At 58.9% G+C, this 16,494-nt stretch carries 13 protein-coding genes; all 13 read right to left on the reverse strand.

Annotated features, from left to right (window positions below):
* Positions 1–6: 6 nt before the first annotated feature.
* Positions 7–4,782: a glutamate synthase-related protein gene (locus B0E41_RS09535; protein WP_077330854.1), complete on the reverse strand. Its 4,776-nt coding sequence runs from the start codon at positions 4,780–4,782 to the stop codon at positions 7–9.
* Positions 4,783–4,961: 179 nt separating this feature from the next.
* Positions 4,962–5,669, reverse strand: coding sequence for a transposase (locus B0E41_RS09540; RefSeq protein WP_077330855.1), 708 nt, complete (start codon positions 5,667–5,669; stop codon positions 4,962–4,964).
* A 63-nt stretch (positions 5,670–5,732) separates the two neighbouring features.
* Positions 5,733–6,380 (reverse strand): hypothetical protein, encoded by a 648-nt coding sequence (locus B0E41_RS09545; RefSeq protein ID WP_077330856.1) that lies wholly within the window; start codon positions 6,378–6,380, stop codon positions 5,733–5,735.
* A gap of 61 nt (positions 6,381–6,441) precedes the next feature.
* Positions 6,442–7,689: an MFS transporter gene (locus tag B0E41_RS09550; RefSeq protein WP_077330857.1), complete on the reverse strand. Its 1,248-nt coding sequence runs from the start codon at positions 7,687–7,689 to the stop codon at positions 6,442–6,444.
* A gap of 8 nt (positions 7,690–7,697) precedes the next feature.
* Positions 7,698–8,864, reverse strand: coding sequence for a deoxyguanosinetriphosphate triphosphohydrolase (locus tag B0E41_RS09555; RefSeq protein ID WP_077330919.1), 1,167 nt, complete (start codon positions 8,862–8,864; stop codon positions 7,698–7,700).
* A 56-nt stretch (positions 8,865–8,920) separates the two neighbouring features.
* Complete coding sequence (gene aroB, locus B0E41_RS09560; protein WP_077330858.1) at positions 8,921–10,039, reverse strand: 3-dehydroquinate synthase; 1,119 nt, start codon at positions 10,037–10,039, stop codon at positions 8,921–8,923.
* 81 nt (positions 10,040–10,120) lie between these two features.
* A complete protein-coding gene (locus B0E41_RS09565) occupies positions 10,121–10,642 on the reverse strand; it encodes a shikimate kinase (RefSeq protein ID WP_077330859.1) in 522 nt (173 codons plus the stop codon).
* Between the two features lie 93 nt (positions 10,643–10,735).
* Positions 10,736–11,143: a hypothetical protein gene (locus tag B0E41_RS26550; RefSeq protein WP_143433754.1), complete on the reverse strand. Its 408-nt coding sequence runs from the start codon at positions 11,141–11,143 to the stop codon at positions 10,736–10,738.
* A 26-nt stretch (positions 11,144–11,169) separates the two neighbouring features.
* A complete protein-coding gene (locus tag B0E41_RS09570) occupies positions 11,170–13,311 on the reverse strand; it encodes a type IV pilus secretin PilQ (protein WP_077330920.1) in 2,142 nt (713 codons plus the stop codon).
* A gap of 29 nt (positions 13,312–13,340) precedes the next feature.
* On the reverse strand, positions 13,341–13,889 hold the full coding sequence (locus B0E41_RS09575; protein WP_077330860.1) for a pilus assembly protein PilP: 549 nt from the start codon (positions 13,887–13,889) through the stop codon (positions 13,341–13,343).
* Positions 13,886–14,593 carry a type 4a pilus biogenesis protein PilO gene (locus tag B0E41_RS09580; RefSeq protein ID WP_077330861.1) on the reverse strand — a complete coding sequence of 236 codons (708 nt, stop codon included), beginning with the start codon at positions 14,591–14,593 and terminating at the stop codon, positions 13,886–13,888. Before B0E41_RS09580 ends, B0E41_RS09575 begins: the two co-directional genes overlap by 4 nt.
* A gap of 18 nt (positions 14,594–14,611) precedes the next feature.
* Positions 14,612–15,244, reverse strand: coding sequence for a PilN domain-containing protein (locus B0E41_RS09585; protein ID WP_077330862.1), 633 nt, complete (start codon positions 15,242–15,244; stop codon positions 14,612–14,614).
* Positions 15,241–16,320: a pilus assembly protein PilM gene (locus B0E41_RS09590; protein ID WP_077330921.1), complete on the reverse strand. Its 1,080-nt coding sequence runs from the start codon at positions 16,318–16,320 to the stop codon at positions 15,241–15,243. Before B0E41_RS09590 ends, B0E41_RS09585 begins: the two co-directional genes overlap by 4 nt.
* Positions 16,321–16,494: the final 174 nt, after the last annotated feature.

Genomic DNA, 16,494 nt, shown 5'->3' on the forward strand with positions numbered 1-16,494 from the left:
TGATTTTTACTTGGCTGGGGCAGCCTGCTTCTTGGCGCTGCTCTGTGCCTTGCCCGTGGCGGATGCGGCGACCTTTTTGGCATTGATCTCGCCCAGCGCGCGCTTGTATTCGGTAGGAAACACCTTCACGAACTTCGCGCGAGCCTCGGCCCAGTTGTCGAGCAGCTCGCGGGCGCGCTTGCTGCCCGTCCAGCGGTTGTGCTCTTCCAGCAGTTTCCTGAGCTGTGCTTCGTCGGTCTGGTCACGGTGCCAGATGGCCTTGTCGGTCGAGGCTTCCTGCTCGGTGGCCGGCAACACCTTGTCCAGAGCGACCTGGGCGGTGTTGCAGCGCAGGGCGAACAGGCCGTCTTCGTCATACACGTAGGCGATGCCGCCGCTCATGCCGGCCGCGAAGTTGCGACCGGTCTTGCCCAGCACCAGCACCGTGCCGCCGGTCATGTACTCACAACCGTGGTCGCCCGTGCCTTCGACCACCGTGGTGGCACCCGAGAGGCGCACGGCGAAACGCTCGCCGGCCACGCCGCTGAAGAAGGCTTCACCGGAGGTCGCGCCGTACATGACGGTGTTGCCCACGATGATGTTGCGGGTCGATTCGCCGCGGAAGTCGATGCTGGGGCGCACCACCACACGACCGCCGGAGAGGCCTTTGCCGGTGTAGTCGTTGGCATCGCCGATCAGGTACAGCGTGATGCCATTGCACAGGAAGGCGCCAAAGGACTGGCCACCCGTGCCTTCGAGCTGGATGCGGATGCTGTCGTCCGGCAGACCCTCGGGGTGCACCTTGGTCACCGCGCCCGAGAGCATGGCGCCCACGGAACGGTTCACGTTGCGCGCGCGCTCCATGAACTGGACCTTCTCGCCTTTTTCGATGGCGGCCTTGCTCTTGGCGATCAAGACGTTGTCGAGCGATTTCTCCAGGCCGTGGTCCTGATTCTGCGTGTGCAGGCGCGGCACGTCGGCGGGCACGTTCGGCGTGGCCAGCAGGCGGCTGAAGTCCAGGCCGCGGGCCTTCCAGTGTTCAATGCCCTGGCGCATGTCCAGCAAGTCGGCGCGACCGATCAGGTCGTCGAACTTGGCAATGCCCAGCTGGGCCATGATCTGGCGCACTTCTTCGGCGATGAAGAAGAAGTAGTTGACGACGTGCTCCGGGCGGCCTGAAAACTTCTTGCGCAGCTCCGGGTCTTGCGTGGCCACGCCCACCGGACAGGTGTTCAGGTGGCACTTGCGCATCATGATGCAGCCCTCGACCACCAGCGGTGCCGTGGCGAAACCGAATTCGTCGGCACCCAGCAGCGCGCCGATGATGACGTCGCGACCGGTCTTCATCTGGCCATCGGCCTGCACGCGGATACGGCTGCGCAGGCGGTTGAGCACCAGCGTCTGCTGGGTTTCGGCCAGTCCGATTTCCCAAGGTGAGCCGGCGTGCTTGATCGACGACCAGGGCGAAGCGCCGGTGCCGCCGTCGTGACCGGCGATCACCACATGGTCGGCCTTGCACTTGGCCACGCCCGCGGCGATGGTGCCCACGCCCACCTCGGACACCAGCTTCACGCTGATGGAGCTGTGCGGCGCCACGTTTTTCAGGTCGTGGATCAGTTGGGCCAGGTCTTCGATCGAGTAGATGTCGTGGTGGGGCGGTGGCGAAATCAGGCCCACACCCGGCACACTGTGGCGCAGCTTGCCGATGTACTCCGTGACCTTGCCGCCAGGCAACTGGCCGCCCTCGCCGGGCTTGGCGCCCTGCGCCATCTTGATCTGGATCTGGTCGGCGCTGTTCAGGTACTCGGCGGTCACACCAAAACGGCCCGAGGCCACCTGCTTGATGCGCGAACGCATCGAGTCGCCGGCTTCCAGCGGGTAGTCCACCTCGAAGATGTTGCCCAGCAGGTCGGACATGGTCTGGCCCTGCTTGATCGGGATGCCCTTGAGCTCGTTGCGGTAGCGCAGCGCGTCTTCACCGCCTTCACCGGTATTGCTCTTGCCACCGAGGCGGTTCATGGCCACGGCGAGCGTCGCGTGCGCTTCGGTGGAGATCGAGCCCAGCGACATGGCGCCAGAGGCGAAGCGTTTGACGATCTCCTTGGCAGACTCCACCTCGTCGATGGAGATCGCCTTGCTGGGCTCGATCTTGAACTCGAACAGGCCGCGCAGCGTCATGTGGCGCTTGCTCTGGTCATTGATGATCTGCGCGTATTCCTTGTATGTGTTCCAGTTGTTGGCCCGCGTGCTGTGCTGCAGCTTGGCGATGGCGTCGGGCGTCCACATGTGCTCTTCACCACGGGCACGCCAGGCGTATTCGCCGCCGGTCTCCAGCATGGAGGCCAGCACCGGGTCGTCACCGAAGGCCGCCTTGTGCATGCGGATGGCCTCTTCGGCGATCTCGAACACGCCGATGCCTTCCACTCGGGTGGCGGTGCCGGTGAAGTACTTGCCCACCGTTTCGGTGTTCAGGCCGATGGCCTCGAACAGCTGGGCGCCGCAGTACGACATGTAGGTGCTCACGCCCATCTTGGACATGATCTTGGACAGACCCTTGCCGATGGCCTTGACGTAGTTGTAGACCGCCTTGTCGGCCGACAGGTCACCCGGCAACTCCTGATGAATGGCCTTGAGCGTCTCCATGGCCAGGTAGGGGTGCACGGCTTCGGCACCATAGCCCGCCAACACGGCGAAGTGGTGCACTTCGCGCGCCGTGCCGGTCTCGACCACCAGGCCAGCGGTCGTGCGCAAACCCTCGCGCACCAGGTGCTGGTGCACGGCGGACAAGGCCAGCAGCGCGGGCACGGCCACCTGGGTGCGGCTGACGCCGCGGTCGCTGATGATCAGGATGTTCTTGTCACCCTTGATCGCGTCCACGGCTTCGGCACACAACGAGGCCAGCTTGGCTTCCACGCCTTCCTTGCCCCAGCTCACCGGGTAGGTGATGTCCAGAGTGTGGCTCTTGAACTTGCCCTGCGTCACCGATTCGATGTTGCGCAGCTTGGCCATGTCGGCAGAGTCCAGCACCGGCTGGCTCACCTCCAGGCGCATGGGCGGGTTGACCTGGTTGATGTCTAGCAAGTTGGGCTTGGGACCGACGAACGACACCAGCGACATCACGATCGCTTCGCGGATCGGGTCGATGGGCGGGTTGGTCACTTGCGCGAACAGCTGCTTGAAGTAGTTGTACAGCGGCTTGTTCTTGCCCGAGAGCACGGCCAGCGGGCTGTCGTTGCCCATGGAGCCGATGCCCTCTTCCCCGTTGGCGGCCATAGGGCTGAGCAAGAACTTGATGTCTTCCTGCGTGAAACCAAAAGCCTGCTGCTGGTCCAGCAACTCGGGCGACACGCGCTCGGTACCGGAGGACTGGGGTTCGGTCTTGCTGATCGGCAGCTCCACCGCATCTTCACCGGCCACGGGGTGCTCCACGTCGTCCAGGCGAATGCGCAGGTTCTCGATCCACTGCTTGTAGGGCTTGCTGTTGGCGAGGTTGGCCTTGAGCTCCTCGTCGTCGATCATGCGGCCCTGCTCCAGGTCGATCAGGAACATCTTGCCCGGCTGCAGGCGCCATTTGCGCACGATCTTGTTTTCGGGGATCGGCAGCACGCCCGACTCCGAACCCATGATGACCAGGTCGTCGTCGGTGATGCAATAGCGCGAAGGGCGCAGACCGTTGCGGTCCAGCGTGGCGCCAATCTGGCGGCCGTCGGTGAACACGATGGAGGCCGGGCCGTCCCAGGGCTCCAGCATGGCGGCGTGGTACTCGTAGAACGCGCGACGACGCGGGTCCATCATGGTGTGCTGTTCCCAGGGTTCGGGAATCATCATCATCACGGCCTGGCTGATCGGGTAGCCCGCCATGGTCAGCAGTTCGAGGCAGTTGTCGAAGGTGGCGGTGTCGGACTGGCTGGCGAAGCTGATGGGGTAGAGCTTTTGCAGGTCGGCACCCAGCACCGGCGAAGACATCACGCCTTCGCGCGCCTTCATCCAGTTGTAGTTGCCCTTGACGGTGTTGATTTCACCGTTGTGCGCCACGTAGCGGTACGGGTGTGCCAGCGGCCACTCGGGGAAGGTGTTGGTGGAGAAGCGCTGGTGCACCAGGCCCAGAGCGGAGACACAGCGTGGGTCTTGCAGGTCCAGGAAATAGGTGCCCACCTGGTCGGCCAGCAGCAGACCCTTGTAGACCACGGTGCGGCTGCTCATGCTTGGAACGTAGTATTCCTTGCTGTGCTTGAGCTTGAGCGCCTGGATGTGGGCGCTGGCGGTCTTTCGGATCACATACAGCTTGCGCTCCAGGGCGTCCTGAACGATCACGTCGGTGCCGCGCCCGATGAAGACCTGCCGCATGATCGGCTCTTTTTCGCGCACGGTGGGGGACATGGGCATGTCCTTGTTCACCGGCACATCGCGCCAGCCCAGCAGCACCTGGCCTTCGGCCTTGATCGCGCGCTCCATTTCCTGCTCGCAGGCCAGGCGACTGGCATGTTCCTTGGGCAGGAAGATCAGGCCCACGCCGTATTCACCCGCGGCTGGCAAGACCACGCCCTGCTTGGCCATCTCTTCTCGGTAGAGCGCGTCGGGCAGCTGGATCAGGATGCCGGCACCGTCGCCCATGAGCGCATCGGCGCCCACAGCACCGCGGTGATCGATGTTCTCCAGGATCTTGAGCGCCTGGGTCACGATGTCGTGCCGCTTTTCGCCCTTGATGTGGGCCACGAAACCGACGCCGCAGGCATCGTGTTCGTTGGCCGGGTCGTACAGACCCTGTTGCTGGAGTTGCTGTTGTTCGGCAGCCGTGGTCATGGCGCTTCCTTCAAAGTTCGTGGGCACAAAAGGCGGACTCGAAGGATAGTGCAATGCAACAAAAATGCCAAGGAAATTAATTGGGGTCAGATTCTTATTAAAGCTCAACAATTATCTGCACGAATTAATTGGGGACAGATTTATCATGATTGTGCGGGGTCTTGTTTTTATTCGACTTTTTATGACGCTGAGGTGGACGAGCGGGTCTTTGCGGGACGCCCTGCTTTGGCTGGCGCCAGGCGACGGTCAGTTTGTTGCTGAAGCGAGACCACAAAAGCCGCATCGCCCAGGGGCCAGCCGCGCCACACCGCCCGGGCCATCGCTTCGATCTGCGTCGCGGTGAGTCCCGCTCGCACCAATTCGGCGTATGCGGCCTCTCGCGCAAAAGGGGTGTTTCCCAACTGCCAGTACAGGGGGTGCGTCGCGATGCGTTTGTCGTGAAGCTGCCCGATGTGGTGGCGATGACTGGACCATGCGAAGGAGGCCGGCTCGTCCACCAGACGCTCCCTCACCGGCTCCAGGTCCATGAAGATCATGCAGCCCAGCAAATGGCGCTCGGGCTGGATCAGGGTCGAGCGGTAGCGCCCCTCCCACAGCGTGCCGCTGCGGCCATGGCGAGCGTTGAAATACCGCACATAGCTGCGCCCCACGGCCTGCATCGTCTTCGGCACACCATCTACCGTCTCCGGCGTGAGCAGGAGTTGGACCTGGTTGTCGGTCAAGACGTAGGCGTGCATGGCCACCCGATGGCGCGAGGCTTGTTCGGCCAACATGTCCAGCAGGGCCTGGCGGTCGGCGTCGTCCCGCACCACTGGTTGGCGGTTGTTGCCACGCAGCATCACGTAATGAACCTGCCCCGCCAGGGTCAGTCGAGCCAGTCGCGCCATGGGCACCCTTCGTTGATTCCGTCCCCGATTATCAGGACCCTGGCGTCGGCGGAACCAACCTGATCAGAGAAAGCGGCTGGGCTCTCCGACGATCAGTCGGGCCAGCTCGTCCAGCACCGCACCATTCAACTGGGCCGCAGGCACGCTGGTGTTGACGACCTCCATGCCGCCCACACAACCCAGACGGAATTTGAGCACGAGGTTGTCGTGGTCCGGCGTCACCATCACACTGGCCCGCGCCGCCATCTCGTACTCGAAAATGATCGCCAGCAGCGCGTTGGATTCGGGGTGGCGTTGCTCCTGCCGCTCATGAACCACATGCCCGGCGTGCAAGCGGCGCTGAACCCGCTCCAGGTCGGGCGGAAAGTTCACGCTCACACGCCCTTGAAGGGGTTCGCCCTCTCGAGGTGCCAGGCGCCAGCCCAAGGCAAGGTAGTCAAAAACCTCTTTGTCTCGCAGCCGCTTCTTCCGGGCGTCGAAACGGAAGTCGGTCTGCTTCATGTTTGGCCACGGCGTTTTGCTGTCCAGCCCCAGCTGTACCGCAGCGGGCTCGATCACATTCAGTTGCCGGGGCAGCTCGGTGAAGTAGTTCCAAACGATCTTGCAAGCCGCCTCGGTGGCGGCCATATTGGCCTCCTGGCCCTGCTGCTGCCCGCCTTGCTCCGACTGGAGCGCCCGCGCTTGTTGCTTGAGCTGGTGAAGAAAGCTCATTGAATCGATCCCTGCATCTTGAACGTCCTGCCCTGCCGCCCGATGCGGCACCTCGGGCAGTTTATCCGCGCTCTTCGGCAGGCGGTGGAAGCGACCGCGGGAGACGGCTCCAGACCCGCTGGAGTTGCATGGCCAATGCAATACCGAGCAACGAGCAGCCCCCAGTCAGCACCCACGTCCCATGCCAGCCACCCACCTGCGTGACCAGCCACGCCACGGCGGGCGGCCCCGTGAACTGGCCCAGCGCAGAAAACTGCTGCATCCAACCCACCGTGGTGGACACGGTGTCGCTGCCCGGTGCCATCACGACCGCCACCCCAAACAAGGTGCCTGGAATCAGTCCGCCCAAGCCAGAGAACGCCAGAATCGCCACGTACTGCCAGACGGGATGTCCCTGCGCGCCAAACGCCACCAGCGCACCGAGGGCCATCGCTCCGTAGGCCAAGGCGAGCACCAACCCAGGGGGCGCGCCTCGGGCCAGCCAACGTCCGCCGGCCACATTGCCCGTCATGTTGATGGCCGCAGCCAGCGCGCTGAGTCCAGCGATGGCGCCACCACCGAGACCCGCGTCGCGGTAGATCGTGGGCAGAAAGCCGATGACGGCCAGCCATTGGCCCGAATAGAGAAAAAACCCCAGCGCGACCAACCACGGCCCCGGCGCGCGCAGCGTGCGTTGCAGCCTGGGCCACAACCCCAGGCTTCCTCCGCCCGAAGTCAGCGGTTCGTGGGGCACTTGCAAGGCGAGGACGCCTGCCGCGCAGACACTGAGCAAAGCCACCAACACCCAGACCGCACGCCATCCCATCCACGACATCGCGGGCACGCCCAACAACAGCGCCAACGCGGTCCCCAACGGCATGTAGGTGCCCCACCAGCCCAGCGCACGCGACAGCGTGGCCGGGTCTTTGACATGCAAGCGGAGCATGCCCGGCGCGGGGAGCACCGCCAACAGAAACCCCATGCCCTCGATCACCCGCGTGACCAGAAGCGTGGAGACACTGGGGGCCAGTGCCCCCAGTCCGCTGCCGGCGGCCAGCACCAGCAAGCCGATCAGCATCACACGACGCGGGCCCAGGCGGTCCGCGAGCAAGCCCACCAGCAGCCCGAGAGACATGCCGGCAAGCTGAACCAGCGACAGCAGGAAGCCCGCTTGCAGCAGACTCATCCCGAGTTCAACTTGAAGCAACGGAATGGCCACCGGCAGCTTGCCCACATGCAGCGCACAGCTGACGCCGACACCCAGCACCACGACCGCCACCGCTCGGGAGCGGTCGCTGATCGTAAGGACTTCTTTGCCTTCGAGAGTCATCTTCTTCCTCAGGGAAACAGCACGGTGCCGCTGAGCCGCTGGTGCTCACGGATGGCGAACCGATCGGTCATCCCCGCGATGTAGTCCGCCACGGCCCTGGCGCCCGGTTGGTCAGGCTCTTGACCCAGTGGCAATTCGTGCGGTTGACCCAGGTAGAGCGCAAACAACTCGCTCACCACGCGTGCCGCCCGTTCGGTCGTTTCCATGACCTGAGGGTGGCGATACAGGTTGCGCAGCAGAAACGACTTGAGTGCCTGTGACTGGGCTTTCATGTCGCTTGAAAACGCCACCAGCGGTGCCTTCAACTCCCGCACGTCGTCCGGGCTTCGCACGCCAGCGCTCCGTATGCGCTCGCGCGTGGTGTCGATCACGTCGTAGACCTGGTCGCTGAGCATCAAGCGGATCGACTCGAACAGCAAGCGCCGCCCCTGCAGTTGGGGATAGGCCGCCAGCGCCTGATCCCGGTAGCGCGCGAACAGGGGCACCTCGGCCACCTGGTCGAGGCTCAGCAAGCCGGAGCGCACGCCGTCATCAATGTCGTGCGCGTTGTATGCGATTTCATCGGCCAGGTTGCACAACTGCGCCTCCAGGGACGGCGAACCCCCGTGCACAAACCGCAAAGCCACACCGCTGTGATCGCTCAACAGCAGCCGCTCGGCATTGGCGCGAGAGCAGTGCTTCAGAATCCCCTCGCGCGTCTCAAAGGTCAGGTTGAGTCCGTCAAAAGCCGGGTAACGCTCCTCCAGCGCATCGACCACCCGCAGGCTCTGCAGGTTGTGCTCGAACCCCCATTGCCCATCGTCCAACGCGGACGCGGGACGGGCGGCCATCATGGCGGCATTCAGCGCGTCCTGCCCCGCGTGCCCGAACGGCGTGTGCCCGAGGTCGTGCGCCAGCGCAATTGCCTCCACCAGATCTTCGTTGAGTCTGAGGGTGCGTGCGATGCTTCTCCCCAACTGAGCCACCTCCAGCGAGTGAGTCAGACGGGTGCGAAACAGGTCGCCCTCGTGATTCAAAAACACCTGGGTTTTGTAGACGAGCCGCCGAAACGCGGTGGAGTGAATGATCCGATCCCGGTCGCGCTGAAACACCGAACGGGTCGGCGCATCTGCCTCGGCAAAACGCCTGCCCCGACTGCAGTCAGGCCAGCTCGCGAACGAAGCGAGCGGAAGAATCGAACCCGGGGTCTCAACAGCCGCCGCATGGCCAGCCAGCGGCCCATCTCGCGATGTCACGGTGCGCAACTCTCTGCAATCACCTCACTCACCACGGCGTCCGGCGCGCCGCGCACGATCGCTTGTCCCTGCCCGTCGATCAGCACAAACTTGATCTCTCCCGCCTCGGACTTTTTATCCACCCGCATCAAAGAAAGATAGCGACCGACGTTGTCTGAAACGTCGAGCACGGGCGCTCGAACCGGAAGGCCCGCGCCCTCAACGAGCGTGGTGATCCGTTGAAGGAAATCGCCATCCACCAACCCCAAGCGCATCGACAAACGCGTTGCCATGACCATGCCGCAACCCACCGCCTCGCCATGCAGCCACATGCCATACCCCATGCCGGCTTCGATGGCATGGCCAAAGGTGTGACCGAAGTTGAGAATGGCACGCAAACCGGACTCCCGTTCGTCCTGCCCCACCACGTGCGCCTTGATCTCGCAGCTGCGCTGAACCGCGTGCGCCAGCGCAACCGGGTCGCGGGCCCTGAGTGCTACCATGTTCTGCTCGATCCAGTCGAGAAAGGCCATGTCGGCGATCGGCCCGTATTTGATGACCTCGGCCAGTCCGGCACTCAACTCCCGTTCAGGCAGGGTGCTGATCGTTTGCAGATCGCAGATCACCCGTTGCGGTTGATAAAACGCCCCAATCATGTTCTTTCCAAGCGGGTGGTTGATCGCGGTCTTGCCTCCTACCGATGAGTCCACCTGCGCCAACAGCGTGGTCGGCATTTGCACAAATGGCACACCCCGCATGAACGACGCCGCAGCGAAGCCGGTCATATCGCCCACCACCCCACCACCCAGCGCAAACAACACGGTCTTCCGGTCACAGGCCTGTGAAAGCAGCGCGTCAAAAATCAGGTTGAGTGACTCCCAGGTCTTGTAGGCCTCACCATCAGGAAGCAACACGCTCAATACCCGTGGGTAGTGAGGAGCAAGCGACTTTTTCAATCGCTCCAGATACAGGGGTGCTACCGTTTCGTTGCTGACCACCAAGGCTGAGGAGCCCTGTGGAAGCGAAGCATTGGGCGCAATGTCGAGGAGGCCGTGGCCAATGTCAATGAGGTAGCTCCGGTCACCCAGCGCGATGGGGACCTGATGCACAAGAAGGGCTGAGGCGTTGTCGTTCATGACGGCAAGTTTAGAGCCTCGCTTCACCCGAATGAAAACAAGGGATCAACAGCGAGCATCGCCCCTCATCATGCCGCTGCTCTATGGCTGCAAATGTCCTGACAACTCGAGCTGCATGACGATCATGTTGACCAGCGTGGCCACGGAGGGTCGGCCCGTCTCGATCACAAAGTGGGCGGCCTCTTTGTAGAGCGGATCACGTGCAGCGTACAGATCTTTCAAACGCTGCAATGGATCAGCGACCTGAAGCAAAGGCCGGTTTCGGTCATGCCGCAAGCGCCGAAACACCTCCTCGGGCGAAGACCGCAGATACACGACGCGGCAACGACCGTGCAAATGACTCCGATTTGAAGGCCTAAGCACAGACCCCCCCCCGGTCGACAACACACAACCGGGCCTTTGACTCAGCTCATCAATCACAGCTTCTTCGACATCCCGAAACTGCTCTTCGCCTTCGCGTTCGAAGTACTCACGTATGGAGCAGCCGAGTCGCTGCTCAATCACGTGGTCGGAGTCCAGAAAGGCAAATGACAAACGTCTTGCAAGCTGACGACCAACTGTGGACTTTCCTGATCCAGGAAGTCCGACAAGGGCAATGCTCATTGAACTACCGAAGACGGACACTGATCGTTGTAACCAATGCCATGCAACCTCTCACAGCCAAGCATTCAAACAGATAATCTGATGGGATCCAATTTACTCGCTTTGTTCAACTTCAATCGAATATTCAAAGGAAGCAACACGAGAATGATAATCCAAAACGGTCACAACTCCAGGATCGGTACAAACTACGGCGTCTGCGGAATAGGAAATCCTGAACTGCGGGTCTTTGCCTGATGCCTCGGTTTTATCAATCACCAATGCTTCCGGGGCAGAATTTATAATTCTAAAAGGTGGTTGCCCACCAATGATGGTTACCACGACGGGGGGGGTCTTCGAAGCATCGCGGCAACGAGAGCCAGCACCCAATTTCAAAGCATACTTGTCGGGAAAGACTGAAAACTCAGTAGAGTCACCAGCCACATCACCACCACCACCGCAGGATACCAAAAGAATCGAAGCGAAAAAGCTTCCAAAAATCACCCGGCTTGAAAAGCGTTTCACTAGTTCACTCCTGTATTTCAAAATGATCAACGACGGGCCACATCACCGCTGCTGATCGAACGAGGGGTAAGAAAAATCAATAATTCAGTTTTACTGGTTGAATTGTTCTTGTTCTTGAACAAATTCCCCAGGATGGGAATGTCCCCAAGAAGCGGAACTTTGGTCACCGTATCGCGGGACTCTTCGGAAAAGATGCCACCGATCACAACCGTGCCACCATTCTCAACCAACACCTGGGTCTGCACGTGTTTGGTGTCAATGGCGATACCTGCAGCGGTGGTCTCACCTCGACTGTCCTTGTTTATGTCCACATCCAGGATGATTCCACCTTCCGGCGTAATTTGAGGTGTGACCTCAAGCTTAAGGTTGGCTTTCCGGAAGGCCACCGCGGTTGCGCCGCTTGAAGTGGCTGTCTGATAAGGGAATTCCGTACCTTGCTCAATCAGCGCCTTCACCTGATCAGCCGTGACAACGCGAGGACTCGATACGATTTTCCCCCGTCCATCCGCCTCCAGCGCAGAGATTTCCAAGTTCAGAAACCGATTTGCGGCCGAGCTGAACAGCGACACGGCAAAGGCTGCCGGCAAGAACCCACCCACACCCGAAGAAGGAAGGTTAACGAAGCTCGTGTTCGTCGTATCCAATGTGTTCTCAGACTCGGCAGTGGTACTGGAGACCGCGTTGTAACTGCCTCCAATGGCCACCCTATTGGCTCCAGCCACAGGATACCCGGATTCCCCTCCTCGAACGCCTCGCAAATCGGAACCACCCAAGCGAACTCCGAGTGAACGTCCAAACGAATCACTTGCTTCAACAATTCTCGCTTCAATCAGCACCTGTCGAACCGGAATGTCCAGTTTAGAGATCAGCTGCTGGACCTGCTCCAACTTGGAAGGTATGTCAGTGACAAAAAGCTGGTTTGTGCGCGGCTCTGCGATCACGCTGCCCCTCTGAGACAATATTCTCGCGCTGCCACCTCCCTGTGTCCCACCGGATCCACCGCTTGTAATTTGTGCAGCAATCTCACTGGCCTTGGCATAATTCATTTGGAATCCTTGAGTGCGCAAGGTCTCCAAGCTTTCCACTGAAGCCTTCGCTTCCAACTCTTGCTTCTCACGGGCAGCAATTTCATCTTTTGGAGCGATCCAAAGTACATTGCCACTCTTGCGCATCCCAAGCCCTTTGGCTTGAAGAATAATGTCTAGAGCTTGATCCCAAGGAACGTCTTTCAACCGCAATGTCACAGCTCCCGAGACAGAGTCAGAAGTAACAATGTTAAAGTTGGTAAAATCCGCAATAACTTGCAGCAATGACCGTACTTCAATATTCTGAAAGTTGAGTGAAAGTTTTTCACCGTTGTAGCCCGGGCCTTGGGTTAGCTTTGATGCATCGATTTTCTGCTCTCTGACTTCGAGTACAAACTGGTTGTCGCTTTGATACGCAGAGTGCTCCCAGTTACCAGTCGGAGTCACCAGCATGCGTACACGATCACCCATTTGACTGGTCACCACCGTTTGAACGGGAGTTCCGAAATCGGAAACGTCCAACCTCCTGCGCAACCCTTCGGGCAAAGATGTTTTAAGAAAATCTACGACCAAGTCTTTGCCTTGCTGGCGGATGTCAACACCCGTTTGACTATTGGCAAGATCAACCACCACGCGACCGGAATTCCCAACGCCGCGCCTGAAGTCAACATCTTTCAATGCTGTGGTCTCATTCACCACAGCGGTCGCAAATGAAGTGGACGATTTCGCAGAAGGCGTAACCGTCACCGCAGCCCCCCCCCCACTCTCCAACACCAGCAAAAGCGACTTACCTTCCAGTTTGGCTTGGTAAGCAGAAGGCTGACTCAAGTTGATGACAACCCTGGTCCGATCCCCGGCCTGAACCACATTGGCCGAACGAATATTACCCTGGCCAATATCAACAGAACTACGCCCTATTCCGTTGACCACCCCAGGGAAATCCAGCGCAATACGAGCCGGAGATTGGATCGTAAAACCAGTCGGTACGGACTGGAGCGGTTCAGACATCTCGATTCGAACGACGTCAACCCCAGACTGGACACTGCCTGTCAAAGATTGAATGGCGATTTGAGCTTGTGCAAGGCAACTGGCCAACGCAAGCCCAACGAGCAGTGATAGTTTGCGAGAGTTTTTCGTGCTCATTCTAAGAACTCTCACCTGAAGCGTTTTGCTCATTTAGACGTTTCCTCTTGTAATTGCAATGCAGCCGGGCGCTCTATCCATTCACCAGCGGCATCCTGCACGATTTCACGCAGGACAATTTGGTTTTCATCGATTTTGACAATTCGGCCGTAATTTTGCCCAAGGTAAGCACCGGGAACGACCTGATATAGGAGCGAATCAACCTTCACAAGGGCGACCAATTGCCCCTTTCGATTGAGAATACCCACCATCGACATCACATCGAGAGGAAATGCCTCAAGAGGCTGTTTCCGTCTATTCAACTCAGGCTCGATCAAAGCTGATTTTTCAGCCGACAATGACTGTCCGCTTTTCAAAATACTCACCAGCTTTTCATTACTGAATGGTTCAGTAAATCGCTCCCCTGCGTATGAGTGCGGGAGAAATTTCGAAGGTTCTGGAATTGGCTTCACATCCGGCTTGATGGAATTCCGCTCACTCTGCATCCAGGCACTCAACTCTTGCTGCTCAGAGTTTGAACACCCGAACACAGACAGCAATACAAGTACGCTCAGACAATTGCGAAAGGACAAGCTCATTTAGTCACTCCCGCAGGAGATGCCACAGCCCCTGGTTTTTTTCCAGCAGAAGCCTTTTGCTGCAAAACAATCTCTTCTTGGTCCAGATATCGAAATGTCTTCGCAGTGCAGTCTAAGGTCAAAAACCCGTCCCGGTCTTTCACCGGCACAATGGCCAAGTTATTCAGGGTCACAATTCGAGACAGATTGGCAATATCTGCCGCAAAAAGACCAATATCATGATAGCCGCCAGTTACTCTCACTGCGATGGGAAGTTCCGCATAGTACTCTTTCACAGATACCTGCCCTGGTCTAAACAGTTCAAATTGCAAACTCCTTCCAAGACCTGCTTGATTGATATCTGACAACAAGGCATCCATCTCTGCCTTACTTGGCAATTGCTTCTCGAGCTGGCTAACATACTGCTGTACCTGCTCCAGTTGCTTCTTCAATGCGTCAAGGTTGACTGCTTGGACCAGCTTTTTTCGATAATCGTCCCTGAGTTGTTGTTCTTGTGCCTGTGCAGCCAGCAATTCTTCATCAATGGACTTCAGCCATGCGAACCAAAGTCCTGCGATCACAGCGATGCAAACAACCACAAAAAGAGCATTCCTGGGCCAAGACGGCCACTGTGAAGGATCGTTTGGGTCCAGTCCAGAAAATTGCGCCTTGATCTTGTCCTGAACCGATTTCAGATCAACATTGATATTTGGAGATTTAGCCATGGTTATCTGAATCTCCGATCAAACCTTGCCTGGAACCACTGGCGCAGTCGGACTGGTGGATTGCGATGCAGTCGGTTTGGCGGCTTCATTAGATGGACGATTCAAAGTTGCACGGATCGTGAAGTTGGACACTCTGCGCTGCTCTCGGCTGGACACTGACGCATTGGTTGCCACAATCTCCACCAGCTCAGGCTTTACCAACCACTTCGTCTTGGTCGACAAACTTCTCAACATATCGGACACGCGCTCTTGAGATTGAGCCACGCCCATCAGCAAAACACTCTGGTTCTCCTGCTTCATGCTTCTCAAATAAATCCCATCCGGTAACTCACTGACCAATTCCTCCAGCAAGTGCACTGGCATGTTGCGATCGGCTTGGAGGTCTTCGACAGCGGTTTGACGAGCGCGGAGCGAGGCGATTTCAGCCTGAAGACCTGCAATGTCCTTGATTTCTGCGTCTAAACGTGCAGTTTCATTCTTTAGAAATGCATTCCGTCCCTGCTGCTCGGCAATCTGCCCTTGGTACCAAGTAAAAACCGCACCACAGATAACCCCACCCAGCAGCGCCGAGAGCCCCAATTGCGTGAAGAACTGCTCTTTCCGCTTCTTCCGAGACGCCTCGCGATGAGGCAAAAGGTTGATCAAAATCATTGGTGGAACCTCCGCAAGGCCAATCCGGTGGAGGTAAGGTAGGAAGGTGCCTCACGCGCCATTTTTCGCGCTTGGACACTGGCGGCCATTTCCATGCCATCGAACGGATTGATCACCATGCAGGCAAAAGAGGTCTGATGGGTCACCGCCTCTGTCAGTCCAGGAAGCGCAGCACTGCCCCCGGCCAGCAAAATATGATCCACCTTGTTGTACGGAGTGCTGGTGAAGAAGAATTGGAGCGCGCGTCCTACTTCTTGAGCCATGCTTTCAATAAAGGGGCCCAACACGGAAGCTCGGTAGTCGTCAGGCAGGTCACCCGAACGCTTTTTTGCCTCGGCCTCATCTGCTGAAAACCCGTACTGCCGTACGATCAACTGTGTGAGTTGAGCCCCGCCAAACGCTTGATCACGTTCATACAACACGTCGTCGTTGCGCATAACCTGCATGCTGGTGGTCATGGCCCCGACTTCGAACAATGCGACCAACGAATCAACCCCTTGGTTAGGAAGCGTCTCGATCACCCGCCCCGCAGCCATGCGTGAGGCATAGGGCTCCACATCCATGATGACTGGCCTGAGCCCCGCTGCTTCGGCCAAGCCCTGTCGGTCCGACACTTTTTCCTTGCGCGAGGCGGCAATCAGCACTTCTGAGTCCCCCACCGAGTTGGCGCTGGGGCCGATAACACAAAAGTCCAGACTCACCTCATCCAGAGAAAACGGGATGTACTGGTTGGCCTCGGACTCCACCTGAGCCTCCAACTCTTTGTCCGTCAGTCCACCTGGCAGCACAATTTTCTTGGTGATCACGGCAGACGCAGGCAGCGCCATCGCCACGTTTTTGGTCTTGCTCCCGCTTTTGCGCACCACACGTCGAACAGCCTCAGCCACCTCATCGAATTTCTCGATGTTGCCATCTGTGATCCACCCGCGTTCCAGCGGCTCGATGGCACAACGCTCAAGCACCAAATCACCTGAACGGTTGCGACTGAGTTCAACCAGCTTGACGCTGGACGAACTCACGTCGATGCCCAGCAACGGTGCCGGATCCCGGCTAAAAAACGACCCCAATGAGATCAAGGTGACCCCCAGAAATGGTTGCGCCACTGGGCGCCAGACTTAAGAATTCACTTGAATGCTAGCAGCAAGCCCCTTGTGCAGCAAAGAATTTATACATTTGGCACAAAGGGAAGCGTTGTCAAAAGCATACGCAAAAATCTGCTCCAGCCGACTTGCACGAGATGCTGAGTCGGA

The sequence above is a fragment of the Hydrogenophaga sp. A37 genome, from assembly GCF_002001205.1.
Classification (GTDB): Bacteria; Pseudomonadota; Gammaproteobacteria; order Burkholderiales; family Burkholderiaceae_C; genus Hydrogenophaga.

Bases quoted from the DNA above. Each gene is read 5' to 3' on its own strand.
- B0E41_RS09580 (WP_077330861.1), bottom strand. From the start codon at position 14,593: ATGGCTAAATCTCCAAATATCAATGTTGATCTGAAATCGGTTCAGGAC.
- B0E41_RS09575 (WP_077330860.1), bottom strand. From the start codon at position 13,889: ATGAGCTTGTCCTTTCGCAATTGTCTGAGCGTACTTGTATTGCTGTCT.
- B0E41_RS09545 (WP_077330856.1), bottom strand. From the start codon at position 6,380: ATGAGCTTTCTTCACCAGCTCAAGCAACAAGCGCGGGCGCTCCAGTCG.
- aroB (WP_077330858.1), bottom strand. From the start codon at position 10,039: ATGAACGACAACGCCTCAGCCCTTCTTGTGCATCAGGTCCCCATCGCG.
- B0E41_RS09565 (WP_077330859.1), bottom strand. From the start codon at position 10,642: ATGAGCATTGCCCTTGTCGGACTTCCTGGATCAGGAAAGTCCACAGTT.
- B0E41_RS09550 (WP_077330857.1), bottom strand. From the start codon at position 7,689: ATGACTCTCGAAGGCAAAGAAGTCCTTACGATCAGCGACCGCTCCCGA.
- B0E41_RS09585 (WP_077330862.1), bottom strand. From the start codon at position 15,244: ATGATTTTGATCAACCTTTTGCCTCATCGCGAGGCGTCTCGGAAGAAG.
- B0E41_RS09535 (WP_077330854.1), bottom strand. From the start codon at position 4,782: ATGACCACGGCTGCCGAACAACAGCAACTCCAGCAACAGGGTCTGTAC.
- B0E41_RS09540 (WP_077330855.1), bottom strand. From the start codon at position 5,669: ATGGCGCGACTGGCTCGACTGACCCTGGCGGGGCAGGTTCATTACGTG.
- B0E41_RS09570 (WP_077330920.1), bottom strand. From the start codon at position 13,311: ATGAGCACGAAAAACTCTCGCAAACTATCACTGCTCGTTGGGCTTGCG.